The sequence below is a fragment of the Cyanobium sp. HWJ4-Hawea genome (assembly GCF_024345815.1).
Lineage (GTDB): Bacteria > Cyanobacteriota > Cyanobacteriia > PCC-6307 > Cyanobiaceae > Cyanobium_A.
Genome location: NZ_JAGQBV010000055.1, coordinates 1 through 13,178, shown reverse-complemented (window position 1 = coordinate 13,178; position 13,178 = coordinate 1). Strand labels below are relative to the sequence as shown.

14 protein-coding genes are annotated in these 13,178 nt (G+C 63.8%); 13 read left to right on the top strand and 1 reads right to left on the bottom strand.

The features are described 5' to 3' along the window. The first annotated feature begins 4 nt into the window (after positions 1-4). Positions 5-1,906, top strand: a complete 1,902-nt coding sequence (gene recJ / locus KBY58_RS11025; RefSeq protein WP_409995752.1) for a single-stranded-DNA-specific exonuclease RecJ — start codon at positions 5-7, stop codon at positions 1,904-1,906. Between the two features lie 17 nt (positions 1,907-1,923). After that, positions 1,924-3,285, top strand: a complete 1,362-nt coding sequence (locus tag KBY58_RS11020; protein ID WP_255004374.1) for a chloride channel protein — start codon at positions 1,924-1,926, stop codon at positions 3,283-3,285. A gap of 52 nt (positions 3,286-3,337) precedes the next feature. Here KBY58_RS11020 and psb30 read toward each other — a convergent pair whose 3' ends face one another. Then, positions 3,338-3,445, bottom strand: a complete 108-nt coding sequence (psb30, locus tag KBY58_RS11015; RefSeq protein ID WP_254933155.1) for a photosystem II reaction center protein Ycf12/Psb30 — start codon at positions 3,443-3,445, stop codon at positions 3,338-3,340. 78 nt (positions 3,446-3,523) lie between these two features. Here psb30 and KBY58_RS11010 point away from each other — a divergent pair, with 78 nt between their 5' ends. The 11 genes from KBY58_RS11010 to KBY58_RS10960 all read left to right on the top strand — a co-directional run. Then, positions 3,524-3,892 (top strand): YkgJ family cysteine cluster protein, encoded by a 369-nt coding sequence (locus KBY58_RS11010; protein ID WP_255004373.1) that lies wholly within the window; start codon positions 3,524-3,526, stop codon positions 3,890-3,892. Further along, on the top strand, positions 3,889-4,227 hold the full coding sequence (locus KBY58_RS11005; protein ID WP_254933153.1) for a TMEM165/GDT1 family protein: 339 nt from the start codon (positions 3,889-3,891) through the stop codon (positions 4,225-4,227). The genes KBY58_RS11010 and KBY58_RS11005 overlap by 4 nt, the downstream gene beginning before the upstream one ends. A 35-nt stretch (positions 4,228-4,262) precedes the next feature. Next, positions 4,263-4,568: a TMEM165/GDT1 family protein gene (locus KBY58_RS11000; protein ID WP_254933152.1), complete on the top strand. Its 306-nt coding sequence runs from the start codon at positions 4,263-4,265 to the stop codon at positions 4,566-4,568. Positions 4,569-4,700: 132 nt separating this feature from the next. After that, positions 4,701-6,995, top strand: a complete 2,295-nt coding sequence (locus KBY58_RS10995) for an RNB domain-containing ribonuclease (RefSeq protein WP_255004371.1) — start codon at positions 4,701-4,703, stop codon at positions 6,993-6,995. 4 nt (positions 6,996-6,999) lie between these two features. Next, positions 7,000-7,644 (top strand): flavin prenyltransferase UbiX, encoded by a 645-nt coding sequence (locus tag KBY58_RS10990; RefSeq protein WP_254933150.1) that lies wholly within the window; start codon positions 7,000-7,002, stop codon positions 7,642-7,644. A gap of 22 nt (positions 7,645-7,666) precedes the next feature. Then, positions 7,667-8,143 (top strand): hypothetical protein, encoded by a 477-nt coding sequence (locus KBY58_RS10985; RefSeq protein ID WP_255004370.1) that lies wholly within the window; start codon positions 7,667-7,669, stop codon positions 8,141-8,143. 41 nt (positions 8,144-8,184) lie between these two features. Then, positions 8,185-8,616, top strand: a complete 432-nt coding sequence (locus KBY58_RS10980) for a DUF2996 domain-containing protein (protein WP_255004369.1) — start codon at positions 8,185-8,187, stop codon at positions 8,614-8,616. 77 nt (positions 8,617-8,693) lie between these two features. Then, on the top strand, positions 8,694-9,791 hold the full coding sequence (gene acsF / locus KBY58_RS10975) for a magnesium-protoporphyrin IX monomethyl ester (oxidative) cyclase (RefSeq protein WP_255004368.1): 1,098 nt from the start codon (positions 8,694-8,696) through the stop codon (positions 9,789-9,791). A gap of 6 nt (positions 9,792-9,797) precedes the next feature. Beyond that, entirely contained in the window at positions 9,798-11,219 is a 1,422-nt protein-coding gene (locus tag KBY58_RS10970) for a TldD/PmbA family protein (RefSeq protein ID WP_255004367.1), read from the top strand. 2 nt (positions 11,220-11,221) lie between these two features. Then, the gene (locus KBY58_RS10965; protein ID WP_255004366.1) at positions 11,222-12,592 is read left to right on the top strand and encodes a TldD/PmbA family protein; all 1,371 of its coding nucleotides are present in this window, start codon (positions 11,222-11,224) and stop codon (positions 12,590-12,592) included. Positions 12,593-12,612: 20 nt separating this feature from the next. Next, positions 12,613-13,178, top strand: a 566-nt coding sequence (locus tag KBY58_RS10960) for a methionyl-tRNA formyltransferase (protein WP_255004365.1), incomplete at its 3' end; no start/stop codon positions are given.

Genomic DNA, 13,178 nt, shown 5'->3' with positions numbered 1-13,178 from the left:
CCCGTTGCTCCCTGCCCTCGCTGAGCAACGCTGGCACCTCCCCGAGGCCCTACCCCAACAGGAGGGCTGGGAAGCGGAGCTCAATTTGCAGGGACAGCCCCTACCCGATTCCCTAGTTGCCCTGCTCTGGCGGAGGGGGTTTCGCCAGGCCAAAGCGATTGCCGAACTGCTGGATCCGCCGGCCGCCCCCGCCGCGAAGCGGCACTTTCCCGACCTTGCCGTGGCGATCCAACGGCTGCAACTGGCCTGCTCCAGCGGCGAACGGCTGGCCATTTGCGGCGACTACGACGCCGATGGCATGACCAGCACCGCCCTGCTGGTGGGGGTTTTGCAGCGATTGGGCGCCCAGCCTGTGGCTGCCATCCCCAGCCGCATGGAGGAGGGCTATGGGCTGAATGCGGCCATGGTTGAGCGGCTGGCAGGCGAGGGGATAAGGCTGCTGGTAACGGTGGACAACGGCGTATCCGCCCTGGAGGCCCTGGAGCGGGCCCAGGCCCTTGGGGTGGAGGTGATCCTCACCGACCACCACACCCTGCCCGATCCCCTGCCCCCCCATCTAGCCCTGCTCCATCCGGAGTGCACCCCAGCAAAATCCCCCTATCGGGGCCTGGCAGGGGTGGGTCTGGCCTACGTGCTGGCCGCCAGCCTTTGCCAAAGCCTCAAACGCAAGGACGGCCTCCAGGTGGCCAGTCACCTCTATTGCATTGGCACCATTGCCGACATGGCGCCCCTGGTGGGGGTGAACCGGCGCTGGCTGATGGATGGCCTGCCCCAACTGGCCCAGAGCCCGCTGGCCGGTCTCCAGGCCCTCCAACAGGTGGCAGGCCTGGAGGAAAAACAACTTGATGCCCAGGCCGTGGGCTTCCAAATCGCCCCAAGGATCAATGCGGTGGGGCGCCTGGGCGATCCCCAGCTCGTGGTGGAGCTACTCACCACCGAAGATCCCAACCAGGCCATGGCCCTGGCCCGGGAGTGTGAAGCCCTGAACCGGCAGCGCCGGGATCTGTGCAGTGCCATCGAAGCGGAAGCGATGGCCCTGCTCGAAGCCGATGGACCGGCCCGCACTCCCTTCCTGCTACTTGCCCAAAACCACTGGCACCATGGCGTAATTGGCATCGTTGCCGCCCGCCTGAGCGAACGCTTCGGTCGGCCGGCGGCCCTGCTGGCCGGGGAAGGCAACGGCCGCTTGAGGGCCTCCGTGCGGGCCCCCAGGGGATTCGCCGTGGACAAGGCGCTGCAGGCCTGTGCGCCCCTGCTGGAGCGCTTCGGCGGCCACCCCGCCGCCGGCGGCTTCACGGTGAAGGCGGAATCGGTGGCGGCCCTCCACGAACAGCTCAACGGCCTTGCGGGCCTATGGCTGCAGGAGAGCGGCGCTGGCCTGCCCATCGAACCGGAGGCCCTGCTCGACTTCGAGGCCATTGATCGGGATTTCTATCGACAACTCCAGAGGCTTGAACCATTTGGCATTGGCCATCCCCAACCCCTGTTTTGGAGCGCCGGCTGCCGCCTGGTATCGCAACGGCTGCTGCGGGGCGGACACCTGCAACTGGAGCTAGCCCAGGGTGAGCGCACCATCCGGGCCATGGGCTGGGGCTGGCAGGGCCAGGCGGATTTGCCGGCGCTCCTGGATGTGGCCTTCCGGCTCCGACTAGACAACTGGCAGGGCCAGGAGCGCTTCCAACTGGAGCTTGCTGGCGTGAAGGCCAGCAGCGGTTGGGAGGGAACCCCCGAGTTGGTTTTACGGCGGGGGGCTCACACCTATTGGTGCAGTCGCCAGGGGCAAGGCTGGGTGGTGCGCAATGCCTCCGGCCAGGAAATTAGCCCCGAATCCGCTGGCGATCAGCCCCACCCCTACGTAAACTCGCTGCTACAAGAAGCTGCCATGGCCTTGGGTTTGGTGGCCTAGACCTCCAAGAAATAGCAATGCCCCCTAGCCCAGCCTTTCCTGGCGGATCCGCCAGCCCGGACAGTCCAGCTAGCAAAGGGCCCCTAATTACCCTGTTGCAGCTGCTGGCATTGGGGGCCCTTGTGGGCCTGGCCTGCCTGCCCCTGAATCTGGTGGATGGCTGGCAAGCCGCGATGCTGCATCGCCTGCCGGGCTTCACCAACCAGTCCTGGGAACTTCCAACCCTGCTGATGGCTGTCGCACCGGTCGCGGTGATGCCAGCCCTGCTCTGGCTCCAGGCCGGCCCGATGCGTCGAGGGGCGGGATCGGGGATCCCCCAAACAATTGAGTGCCTGGAGAACCCCAGCTCCACCGACGAGCTAATGGGCAGCAAACCGCTGATACAGCGCCTGAGCCTCTGGACTGCCGCCAGCCTGGCCCTGATGCCCCTGGGTCGGGAGGGGCCCGTGGTGCAGGTTGGGGCGGCGGTAGCCGTGGCCCTACGCAAGCGCTTCCCGAGGCTTCTGGCTGGATTGCCGGATGGCTCCCTTCTGGCCATTGGCGCTGGGGCTGGCCTGGCGGGGGGATTCAACAGCCCCCTGATGGGAGCGGTGTTTGTGTTTGAGGAACTCACCGGCCGCTTCCAGGCCAAGGTGCTTTGTGCCTCAGCCCTGGTATGCGCTGTGGCGGCCTTGATCAGCAACCTCACCGGGATTCCGATCTTCATCCTCAGCACCATCCAAACCCCCGAACCTGAGGTCCTGCAGTTACTTTTTGCCCTGCCGGTGGGGTTAGTGGCCGGTGCCTTGGGGGGCCTTTTTGCCAAGTTGCTGTTAAAGAGCACAGCTTGGTTGCGGCCCCAGGTACTGCGCCAACCCCTGCGCTGGGGCTTAATTCTCGGCGCTGCCCTGGCCCTGATTGCCGTGGTCAGTGGCGGCAGGAGCGGTGGTGACGGGGAGGCCCTAATGGGGCTCCTACTCAGCGACAGCGGACCGATCCCGGTGCCGGGTTCTCCCCTGGACATCTTTGGCTGGCTGCTGCTTTTAGCGGCACGCATCGTGGCCCCAATCCTGGCCCTGGCAGCTGGCATCCCCGGGGGCGTAATCGATCCGGCCTTTGCCATTGGCTCGGTATTTGGCAGTGGCAGCTTCGAGTTACTTGGGGGCAATGCCCAGTTGGGCCTAGCCCTTGGCATGGCAGGGGCCCTGGCTGGAGCCACCCAACTGCCCCTAATAACAATCCTGTTCTCCCTGCGAATGCTGGGTGATCAGCAGTGGTTGTTTGGCCTGCTGATCAGTGCCTTCGTGGGGGCAAGCGTGGGCCGAAAACTGCAACCAGAGGCCATCTACCACGCCCTATGGGGCCTGGGCAGAAGCCCCCTAGCCGAAAAGAAGCCATAAAAAAGCCCCAATCCGCAGGGGATCTGGGGCAACAGCTAAAAGAAAATCGGGCTCAGAGGGCGCCGCGGCGGAAGAAGAGCACAAAGATCACCGCCGGGCCAGCCAATGTGATCAGGGCAAGGGATGCAAAGTTGGCGATCAGGTGAATGTCGATGCCCATGGCAATACCCAAGAAAAGCTCTGTTTGCCATCTTAGGGGCCTAAGTGGCAGTACCACCGGGCCCTCAGCCCCCCTGTGATGGCTTGTTACAGCGAAAGATGGCAGTGCATTAGCCAGTGCGGGGCCTGTTGCCGCCTGGATCCAAGCCAACGGCCAGAGGCCCTGGATGCCCTGGAACCGGGCCAACGGGAGCTCTACCTTTCGATGGTTGGCGCCGATGGCTGGTGCATCCACTACAACAGCGGTGCCCGCAGCTGCGGCATCTACGAGCAAAGGCCCGATTTCTGCCGAGTCAGCAACCTGGTGAACCTGTTTGGAGAACCTGATCAGACAAGCAACGGCAATGACCTGGCAATCGCCTGCTGCAAGCAGCAAATTCGCAGTGAATACGGTGGCCGTGGCAGGGTGATGAAGCGTTTTTTGCAGGCAATTCGCCGCCACCCATGAGCAGCGATACCTCAACCAACGCCGGCAGCTGGGGAGCGGCCTTTTTAACCACCTTCACCACGGTGTTTTTGGCGGAGTTGGGCGACAAGACCCAATTGGCAGCCCTACTGCTTTCGGCCCAATCGGGCAAGCCTGTGGTGGTCTTTGTCGGGGCCTCCCTGGCCCTGATCTGCTCCAGCCTGGTGGGGGTGCTGCTGGGCCGCTGGCTGGCCAAGGTGATGCAGCCCCAGCAACTCGAGCGCCTGGCCGGAATCCTGATGGTGGCCCTGGGCCTCTGGCTCGGCCGCCAGGCCGTGGTGGCCCTGGCCCCCGACCTCAGCATCCACCTCACCTAACCCGCACCCCCCCTCGGAGGCAAAGCCCCATTCCCATGGATATCGCCCTGCTGGCCTCCACATTTGTGACCGTGTTCCTGGCGGAATTGGGCGACAAGACCCAGCTGGCCATCGTCACGATCAGTGGCACCTCGAGCCGTCCTGGTGCCGTTTTTGCCGGCAGCTCAGCCGCCCTTGTCTTCGCAAGCTTGCTGGGGGCTGCCGCCGGTGGCTCCCTCTCCGCAGTGATCCCCACCAACGCCCTTCAGCTGGCCGCCGCCTTGGGCTTCCTGATTATTGGCATCCGCCTAATTCAGCGCTCTACTGCTGAGGAAACTACCCAAGAAGAAATCAAGCCTTAGGGCCTTCTTTCTAGGGCCGCCATGCTCTTAGGATGAATGGCAATGGCCAGGTGGCCGTGGGCATCGCTCCGAGCCCAGACCACCAGCCCGATCCGCCCCCTGGATCCGCCGCCCGCCAAGTAGTCAAAACCGATGAAGTTCACGGTCGCCGACCTGCTCGACCAGCTTCCTAGCGAAGAAGCCCTTTCCCTAACCAAGCTTGAAAAGGCCCTGGGCCTTAGCCAAAAGGCCGAAAAAAACCAGCTTCGCATTGGCCTTGATGGCCTGATCAAGCTTGGCCTGATAGAGGAGGGTGAAGCCGGCATCAAGCGCCTTGAAGCCCCTGACTTCGTTACGGCCCGGCTGCGCTGCTCCAGCAAGGGCTTCTGCTTTGCCCTGCGTGAAGACGGCGGCGAAGACATCTACATCCGCGATCACCAGCTCAACCACGCCTGGAATGGCGATCGGGTGCTGGTCAAGGTGACCCGCGAGGGCGGCCGCCGCCGTTCCCCTGAGGGGGGCGTGCAGTGCATTCTTGAGCGCCGCACCGTCTCCCTCCTGGCCCAGGTGGGTCAGCAGGAAAACCGCCTGGTGGCCACCCCCCTTGATGACCACCTGCTCACCAGCATTGAGCTGCCAGAGGCTGACGCAAAGCACCTGGACCCCGAACTAAAAAGTGTGGTGGAGGTCCATTTGGACCGTTACCCGGTGGGCCAGTTCTCCCCCCTGGGCCATGTTTCGCGCAGCCTGCCGGTGAATGGTGGCGAAGCGGCAGACCTCGATCTGCTGCTCACCAAACATCACCTCCATGGCCGCCCAGCCGCCCCCCGGGCCACCCTCAAGACCCTGGCTGCCAGTGAGCGCACTGACCTGACGGCCCAGCCCACCCTGCTACTGGAGGCCTGGTCGGGCAAGGAGTGCCCCTCCCTGGCGGCAGTTCATCTGGAGGCCCGCGATGCCGGCTGGACCCTCTGGGTCCACAGCCCGGCGGTGGCAGAAAGGCTGGGCATGGGAACGCCCCTCGATCTCTTCCTCCGTGACCAGGGAGAAGCCCTCTGCGTGGGACGCCAATGGCTGCCCCTGCTGACCAGCGCCCTTGCCAAGGCCTCCGCCTTCAAGGCAGGTGAGAAGCAAGAGGCCCTATCGGTGGCACTGGAGCTCAGCCCTGAAGGAGAGCTTGAGCACTACCGCTTCTGCCGCAGCCTGGTCAAGCCCGTGGCCCAAGTTGACCTGGCGGCCCTCGATGCCATGGCGGAGCGCAAGCCCAAATCCCGCACCGTGCCGGCAGCCCTCAAGGCCATCAAAGACCAACTGCCCCAGCTAGAGAACCTGGTGGCCCTGGCCGCTCTGCTGCGCAACAGGCGCATCTCCCAGGGCTCCCTCGACCTGGACTTGGCCCTGCCCGCCATTGAAAGCCTGGGGGATTTGGCGATTCCCGGCCCAGATAGCCAGCAAAGGGGCTGGTTTGTGCAACTGCCTGAGCACCACCCAGCGGCCCTGCTGCGCGAATACGTCTTGGTGGCGGAGCGGGCCCTTGGCCAGCACCTGCTCGGACTGGAACTGCCGGCCCTTTTTGCCACCAACGCCGCCGCGGACCCCGCCGATCTCAACGACGTGGCTAAGGCTGCCTTGGCCCTTGAGATAGCCCTGGAGCTAAGCGAGGAAGGAAATGCCAGTGCCAGCGAACTGGCCCAGGCCTTCCGCCAAACCGACCGCAGCCGGGGGCTCCAACAGCAATTGCAGGCGGCCCTAAAGCCCGTAGAAATCGGCGACACCCCTGGCCCCCACTCCCTCGCTGGCCTAACTGGAGAGGAAGCGGCCCTAGCGCCTTGGTGCTCCCCTGCCCTCCACTACCTGGACCTTTGGAACCAACACGTGCTGGTGTTGCTGCTTACTGAAGGCAAGGATCGCCCCAGCGTGCGCCACAAGACTTCCGTCGACCTGGCAGCCGATGGCTGTCTGGGCGCCATTGATTGGCCCCTGCTTGCCCCCAGTGCCCTGGTGCCCTTTAAGGACGCTCTCCAACAGGGCTTGGTGCAGCGGCTCAACACCCGCCGCCGCTTCATGGCCGAATTGCACCGCGACCTACTGGCAATGGTGCAGGCCCGCCAAGCCGAACCGCTGGTGGGCCAAGTGCTGCCTGGGGTTATCAGCGGCGTGCAGAGCTACGGCTTCTTTGTGGAGGTGCCCCCTTCCCAGGTGGAGGGGCTGGTCCATGTGAGCTCCCTCAAGGACGACTGGTACGAGTACCGCTCGCGTCAAAACCGCCTGGTGGGCCGTAAAAACCGCCGCACCTACATGCTGGGCGATGCCGTGGAGGTGGAAATCCAGAAGGTTGATGCCCTTCGCCACCAGATCGACCTGGCCGTCCTGCTGCCCGAGGGCGAAGACGAAGATCAGGATCAAAACCAGGAGTTCACTCCGATTGCCGTGCTGAGCGAGGCCTAGGCCCATGGCCAGCGCGGACCCCATCGTCCTGGCGATCTCTGGGGCTTCAGCCCAACCGCTGGCCCAGCGTGCCCTGCAGCTGCTGCTCCAGGCTGGAGAAACCGTGGAACTGGTCACCTCGAAGGGGGCGATGGTGGTCTGGCAGGCCGAAATGGGGGTGAGGGTTCCCAGCGATCCCGTGGCCCAGGAATCCTTCTGGCGCGAGCGCACCGGGACAACCACGGGCACCCTGCACTGTCATCGCTGGAGCGACCAATCGGTCGGCATTGCCAGCGGCAGTTTCCGCACCAAGGGGATGGTGATTTTGCCGGCCTCGATGGGGAGTGTTGGTCGGATTGCTTCCGGAGTTGCCCTCGACCTGCTCGAGAGGGCCGCCGATGTGCACCTCAAGGAGGGCAGGCCCCTGGTGATCTGCCCCCGGGAAACCCCCTGGAACCTGATCCACCTGCGCAACCTCACTGCTCTTGCCGAGGCTGGAGCCCGGATCGCCCCGCCAGTACCAGCCTGGTATCACCAGCCCCAATCAATCGATGACATGGTCGATTTCCTGGTAATCCGCGTGTTTGATGTGCTGGGTTACGACCTGGGTGAACTGAAGCGTTGGCAGGGTCCCATCGCCCACCCAGACTCCACCACACAAGCCCCCTAGCCCTAGGCACCACCACCCCGCCTTGTATCTGCTGCAACGCCTGCTGCTGATCCCCCTGCTCACACCCCTATTGGTGGTGCTGCTGGTGGGCGCCATCAACCCCAGGCCCCTGGTGTCGTTGCGCCTACTGATCTGGAGCTCACCGGCCCTGCCAATTGGCATCTGGTTGGGCCTGGCGGCGGCCGGCGGAGCCGGTCTTAGCGCCCTGGCCTCAGCCCTGGCCCTGCAAACCGCCCCAGCCCAGATCCGCCGATCTGAAGACGGGCCTCGCCCCCCTCGGGAAGCCCCAGCCTGGCCAGATATCGCAACCGGACCGGTCAGGGCTCCGGGTGATCCTGCGCCCACGGTCGCCGTGCCATTTCGGGTGATCCGCAGGGGGACCGCGGCCGCAACGGCGTCAACCAAAGCCGCAACGGCGTCAGCCCCTGTTGGTTCAGCACCGGCCAGGGCAGAAAGTGGTGAAGACAGCTGGGGCCAAAACCTCAGCGACGACTGGTAAGCCTGCGTAAAATTCAGAGATGATGTTCGAGGCCTGACCAGGTGAGCGATTCAGCCAGTCCAGCCCCGGCAAGCCCAGCCCCAGCCAGTCCTGCCGTAAAGGTCAAGCCACCTGCTCCGGAGGACAAGCCCTTCGCCACCTTCGTGCCCGAGCTACTGCTGCCGGCCCTGGCAAAAGAAATCCAGAGCTACGGCGGGCCCGCCGCCGAACTCAGTTTTGAGCAGGGCCCGATGCCAGTGGTGGGGTCCGATTGCTGGATGTTGAAGGGCAGCCTCCCCGGCGAGCGCCGTTTCTGGCTTTGCTTCACCAGCGACAACATCAACTCGTTCAAAACCGTTGCCATTGCCGAATCTGGAAGCGAACCCAGCCTGCTGGAGTCGTTCTTGATCGACGAGAAAAAAATGAGCTTGGCCCTGCTTGTCTCCCGGTTGGTGCAAAGGCTCAATGGCCAGAAGTGGCTGGGCCCCAACTAGGCGGCCCCAACTAGCTGGGCCCGCACATACAGGCGCTCCCACTACCATGGATCCATTGCCTGAACTCGCAAAGCGCGATGGTGCCTCCTTCCGCCACAGCTGAAGCCGTAACCCCTGGGGCCACCCAGCTAGCCGACGGACCGGCGGTCAAGGATCCCGCCAAGGACACGATCCTTACCCCCCGCTTCTACACCACGGATTTCGACGCCATGGCGGCGATGGATCTGCGGCCCAATGAGGTGGAACTGGAGGCCATCTGCGAGGAATTTCGCAAGGACTACAACCGTCACCACTTCGTGCGCAACGAAGAATTCGACGGAGCCGCTGACCAACTCGACCCCCAGACCCGCCAGGTCTTCGTCGAGTTTTTGGAGCAGAGCTGCACCTCAGAGTTTTCTGGCTTCCTGCTCTACAAGGAGCTCAGCCGCCGCATCAAGGACAAAAACCCCCTGCTGGCTGAATGCTTCGCCCACATGGCCCGCGATGAGGCGCGCCATGCCGGCTTCCTAAATAAGTCGATGGGTGATTTCGGGCTCCAGCTCGACCTCGGCTTTCTTACCGCCAACAAGGCCTACACCTTCTTTAAGCCAAAGTTCATCTTCTACGCCACCTATCTCTCTGAGAAAATTGGCTACTGGCGCTACATCGCCATCTATCGCCACCTCGAACAGCACCCCGAAAGCAAGATCTTCCCTATCTTCAACTTCTTCGAAAACTGGTGCCAAGACGAGAACCGTCACGGCGACTTTTTTGATGCCCTGATGAAGGCCCAGCCCGACACCGTGCGGGGCCTCCGCGCCCGCCTTTGGTGCCGCTTCTTCCTGCTGGCAGTTTTCGCGACAATGTACGTGCGTGACGTGGCCCGCAAGGATTTTTACGGTGCGCTCGGTCTAGATGCCCGGGAATACGACAAGCTCGTTATTGCCAAAACCAACGAGACCTCAGCCCGGGTATTTCCTGTGGTGCTGAATGTGGAGCATCCGAAGTTCTATACCCGGCTTGAGCGCCTGGTGAACAACAACGAGGCCTTGGCAGCAGCCGACGCCTCCGGCGCCGCAGCTCCGATCAAGTTGCTTCGCAAATTGCCCTTCTGGGCAGCCAACGGTGTTGAGATGGCCAAGCTGTTCCTGATGGCACCCATCCGCAGCGACCGCTTCCAGCCCGCCATTCGCTGATTAGTAGTGTCTACAACCAATCCCGCCACTTGCTTCGACCCCAGCTGGCGCCTAAGGCTCGAAAGCCTGCTCTCCGCCGGTAGTGGCGCCGGGGCTGATTTAGTGGAGGTGTTCATGGAACGCACCGACCACCTCGGCATGCTTGCCGAACAGGATGCGATCACCAGTGTCAGTCCGGCCTTTGGCATGGGCGCAGGCATCCGCGTATTCCGCGGCGAGCGGGATGGCTTTGTCAGCACCAACGACCTCTCGGAAGCTGGCCTGCTCAGCGCCCTAGACCAGGCCCTTGGCATGCTCGGCCTATTGCGCAGCAGCCATGCCAGTTCAGGCTTTGACGGCCTGCAGGACCTGCGCGATTTCGGGCTCAGCAAGGCCGACTGGCTGGAGCGTTGTCCGCCCCTGCTGGATGCCACAGCCAAGTTGCTTGAGGGCACGGCCCGCCTTGAAAAACACGGCGACCATCTACAGGCCCGCCGGGGCAGCTACGCCCGCGATTGGCAGGAGGTGCTGGTGGCCGCCAGCGATGGCACCTTTGCCCGTGACATCCGCCTGCACCAATCCCTTGGCCTAAATGTGCTCGCCGCCGATGGTGACCACCGGGCCGGCATGGGTCGCCGCTACGGCAGCTCAGGCCGTCCGGATGAATTGCGCCAGTGGGATGCGGATGCTTCGGCCCAGGAGGTCTGCTCAAGCGCCGCATCGATGCTCTACGCCGACTACGTGGAAGCGGGCCAAATGCCCGCGGTACTTGCCAACCGCTTCGGCGGAGTGATCTTCCACGAGGCCTGCGGCCACCTGCTGGAGACCACCCAGGTGGAGCGGGGCACCACCCCATTTGCCGACAAGGTCGGCGAACAGATCGCCCATGAAGCCGTGACCGCCATCGATGAGGGCCTCAGCGATGGCTCCTTCGGCTCCCTCTCGATGGACGACGAGGGCATGGAACCCCAGCGCACCGTACTGATTGAAAATGGTGTGCTGAAGCGCTTCTTGAGTGATCGCGCCGGCGAATTACGCACCGGCCATGGCCGCACCGGCAGCGGCAGACGCCAGGGCCATTCCTTTGCAGCTGCCAGTCGGATGCGCAACACCTTCATTGCCGCCGGCCCCCATAGCCCCGAGCAGTTGCTCGCTTCGGTGGAGCGGGGTCTCTACTGCAAATCAATGGGTGGCGGCAGCGTCGGACCGACGGGCCAATTCAACTTTGCGGTGGAGGAGGGCTACCTCATTGAAGATGGTCAATTGACCAAACCCGTTAAGGGGGCCACCTTGATCGGCGAAGCCAAGGAGGTGATGCCCCGCATCTCGATGTGCGCCAACGACCTGGAGCTGGCGGCGGGCTTCTGCGGTTCGGTGAGCGGCAGCATTTTTGTGACCGTGGGCCAACCCCACATCAAGGTCGATTCGATCACCGTGGGGGGCCGCTAAACATGAACGAATCAGAATCAATCCAAGCCCCATCCCTACGGGGCCGCCTCGAAGCCCTGGCCCAAAGCAATGGGATCAGCCGCTGGGATCTGGGGGCCTCCTGCAGCACCGACACCTCGGTGCAGGTGGATCGGGGCGAAGCCAAGCAAATGAAGGGGGCCCAGCGCAGTGCCATCACGGTGCGGGTTTGGAATGGCGATGGCCTGGTGGGAATCACCAGCACCTCCGACCTCTCCGAGCCTGGCCTGGCCAAGGCGCTTGCCGGAGCCCGCGATGCCAGTGCCTTTGGCAACCCCGACGACATCCCCGCCTTCTCCCCCCTGGCGACGGCCCCCTTAGCTCCCCTCGAGCAACCGATTCAGGAAACGATCTCGATCCTGACCATGCTCGAGACCCTCAAAGGAGCAGAAGCCAAGTTGCTCGACTCCCATGCCGCCATTGGCACGGTGCCCTACAACGGCCTAGCCCAGCGCAGTAGTGAGCGGATCTACCTCAATAGCGATGGGGCCTGCCGCCAGCAAAAACTGACAACGGCCAGCCTCTATCTCTATGCCAGGGCAGAAGAAACTGGCCGCAAACCACGAAGTGCTGGGGCAGTGCGCCTGGCCTATGGCGCCGGCAGCCTCGACATCGAGGGCTGTATCCAGGAGGCGGCCGAGCGCACCATCTCCCACCTCAACTACCGGCCAATTGAAACTGGCCACTACACATGTGTGTTCAGCCCGGAAGCATTCCTGGATTTGATCGGGGCGTTCAGCAGCCTGTTCAATGCCAGGGCGATTATTGATGGCGTGAGCCTGAGCAACCAAGAATCTGTTGGTGAGCAGTTGGCTGTGCCCTTTCTCTCGATCACGGACAACGGCCTCAACCCGGGCAATGTGGGCGCATCGGCCTTTGATGGCGAAGGCACCCCCACCGCCGCCTTGGCCCTGCTCGAAGCTGGGGTGATTCGCAACTTCCTCCACTCCGAGGCCACGGCCCGCCACTTTGGGGTGAGCCCCACGGGCCACGCAGGCATGGGCGCCAAGGTGTCCGTGGGGGCTGATTGGTTTGAGATTGGACCCACCCCGGGCAGCGGTGGTGGCCAGCAGGGCCTCAACCAAAACCAACATCAATCTCCCCTGGTGGTGATCGATTCGCTCTCGGCCCTCCATGCCGGGGTCAAGGCGAGCCAGGGTTCCTTTTCCCTGCCCTTTGATGGCTGGCTGATCAAGGATGGCGAGAAGCACTCGATCGAAGCGGCCACCGTCGCCGGTGACATTCGCACCCTGTTGAGGGGCCTGGTCGGTTTTGAGGGGGCGGCCAAGGTGACCCCCGATGGCCTTTGCCCCCAGGTGTGGGCTGAGGGTCTCTCGATCACCGGCGAGGCCTAGGGCCAGCCCTGCAGCGGCCCATGGACGTTCTCTTCTGGGGCACCCCCGCCTATGCCGTAGCCAGCCTGGATGCCCTGGCAGCAGCCGGTCACCGCATCTGCGGTGTGGTGAGCCAGCCCGATCGCCGGCGCGGCCGGGGCAAGGATTTGGTGGCATCCCCAGTAAAGGCCCGGGCCCTCAGCCTGGGCATTCCTGTGTTCACCCCAGAGCGCATCCGCACCGATCTCGACTGCCAAAGGCAGCTGGCGGAGCTGGGGGCAGCCATCTCTGTGGTGGTGGCCTTTGGCCAGATTTTGCCACCCGAGGTTTTGGCCCAACCGCCCCTGGGCTGCTGGAACGGCCATGGCTCGCTGTTGCCCCGCTGGCGGGGAGCGGCCCCGATCCAGTGGTCGCTGCTGGAGGGGGATCAACAAACCGGGGTTGGGATCATGGCCATGGAGGCCGGGCTCGACACCGGGCCGGTATTGCTGGAGAGGGCCATCCCGATTGGCCTGCTCCAAAACGCCCACGAATTGGCCGCCCAACTGGCGGAGCTCACGGGGCAATTATTTGTGGAAGCCCTGCCATCGATAGAAGCGGCGGGAGC

What these genes read in the sequence shown, in the direction of transcription:
- KBY58_RS11020 (WP_255004374.1), top strand. Translation starts at nt 1,924, where the DNA reads ATGCCCCCTAGCCCAGCCTTTCCTGGCGGATCCGCCAGCCCGGACAGT.
- psb30 (WP_254933155.1), bottom strand. Translation starts at nt 3,445, where the DNA reads ATGGGCATCGACATTCACCTGATCGCCAACTTTGCATCCCTTGCCCTG.
- KBY58_RS11010 (WP_255004373.1), top strand. Translation starts at nt 3,524, where the DNA reads ATGGCTTGTTACAGCGAAAGATGGCAGTGCATTAGCCAGTGCGGGGCC.
- KBY58_RS11005 (WP_254933153.1), top strand. Translation starts at nt 3,889, where the DNA reads ATGAGCAGCGATACCTCAACCAACGCCGGCAGCTGGGGAGCGGCCTTT.
- KBY58_RS11000 (WP_254933152.1), top strand. Translation starts at nt 4,263, where the DNA reads ATGGATATCGCCCTGCTGGCCTCCACATTTGTGACCGTGTTCCTGGCG.
- KBY58_RS10995 (WP_255004371.1), top strand. Translation starts at nt 4,701, where the DNA reads ATGAAGTTCACGGTCGCCGACCTGCTCGACCAGCTTCCTAGCGAAGAA.
- KBY58_RS10990 (WP_254933150.1), top strand. Translation starts at nt 7,000, where the DNA reads ATGGCCAGCGCGGACCCCATCGTCCTGGCGATCTCTGGGGCTTCAGCC.
- acsF (WP_255004368.1), top strand. Translation starts at nt 8,694, where the DNA reads ATGGTGCCTCCTTCCGCCACAGCTGAAGCCGTAACCCCTGGGGCCACC.
- KBY58_RS10965 (WP_255004366.1), top strand. Translation starts at nt 11,222, where the DNA reads ATGAACGAATCAGAATCAATCCAAGCCCCATCCCTACGGGGCCGCCTC.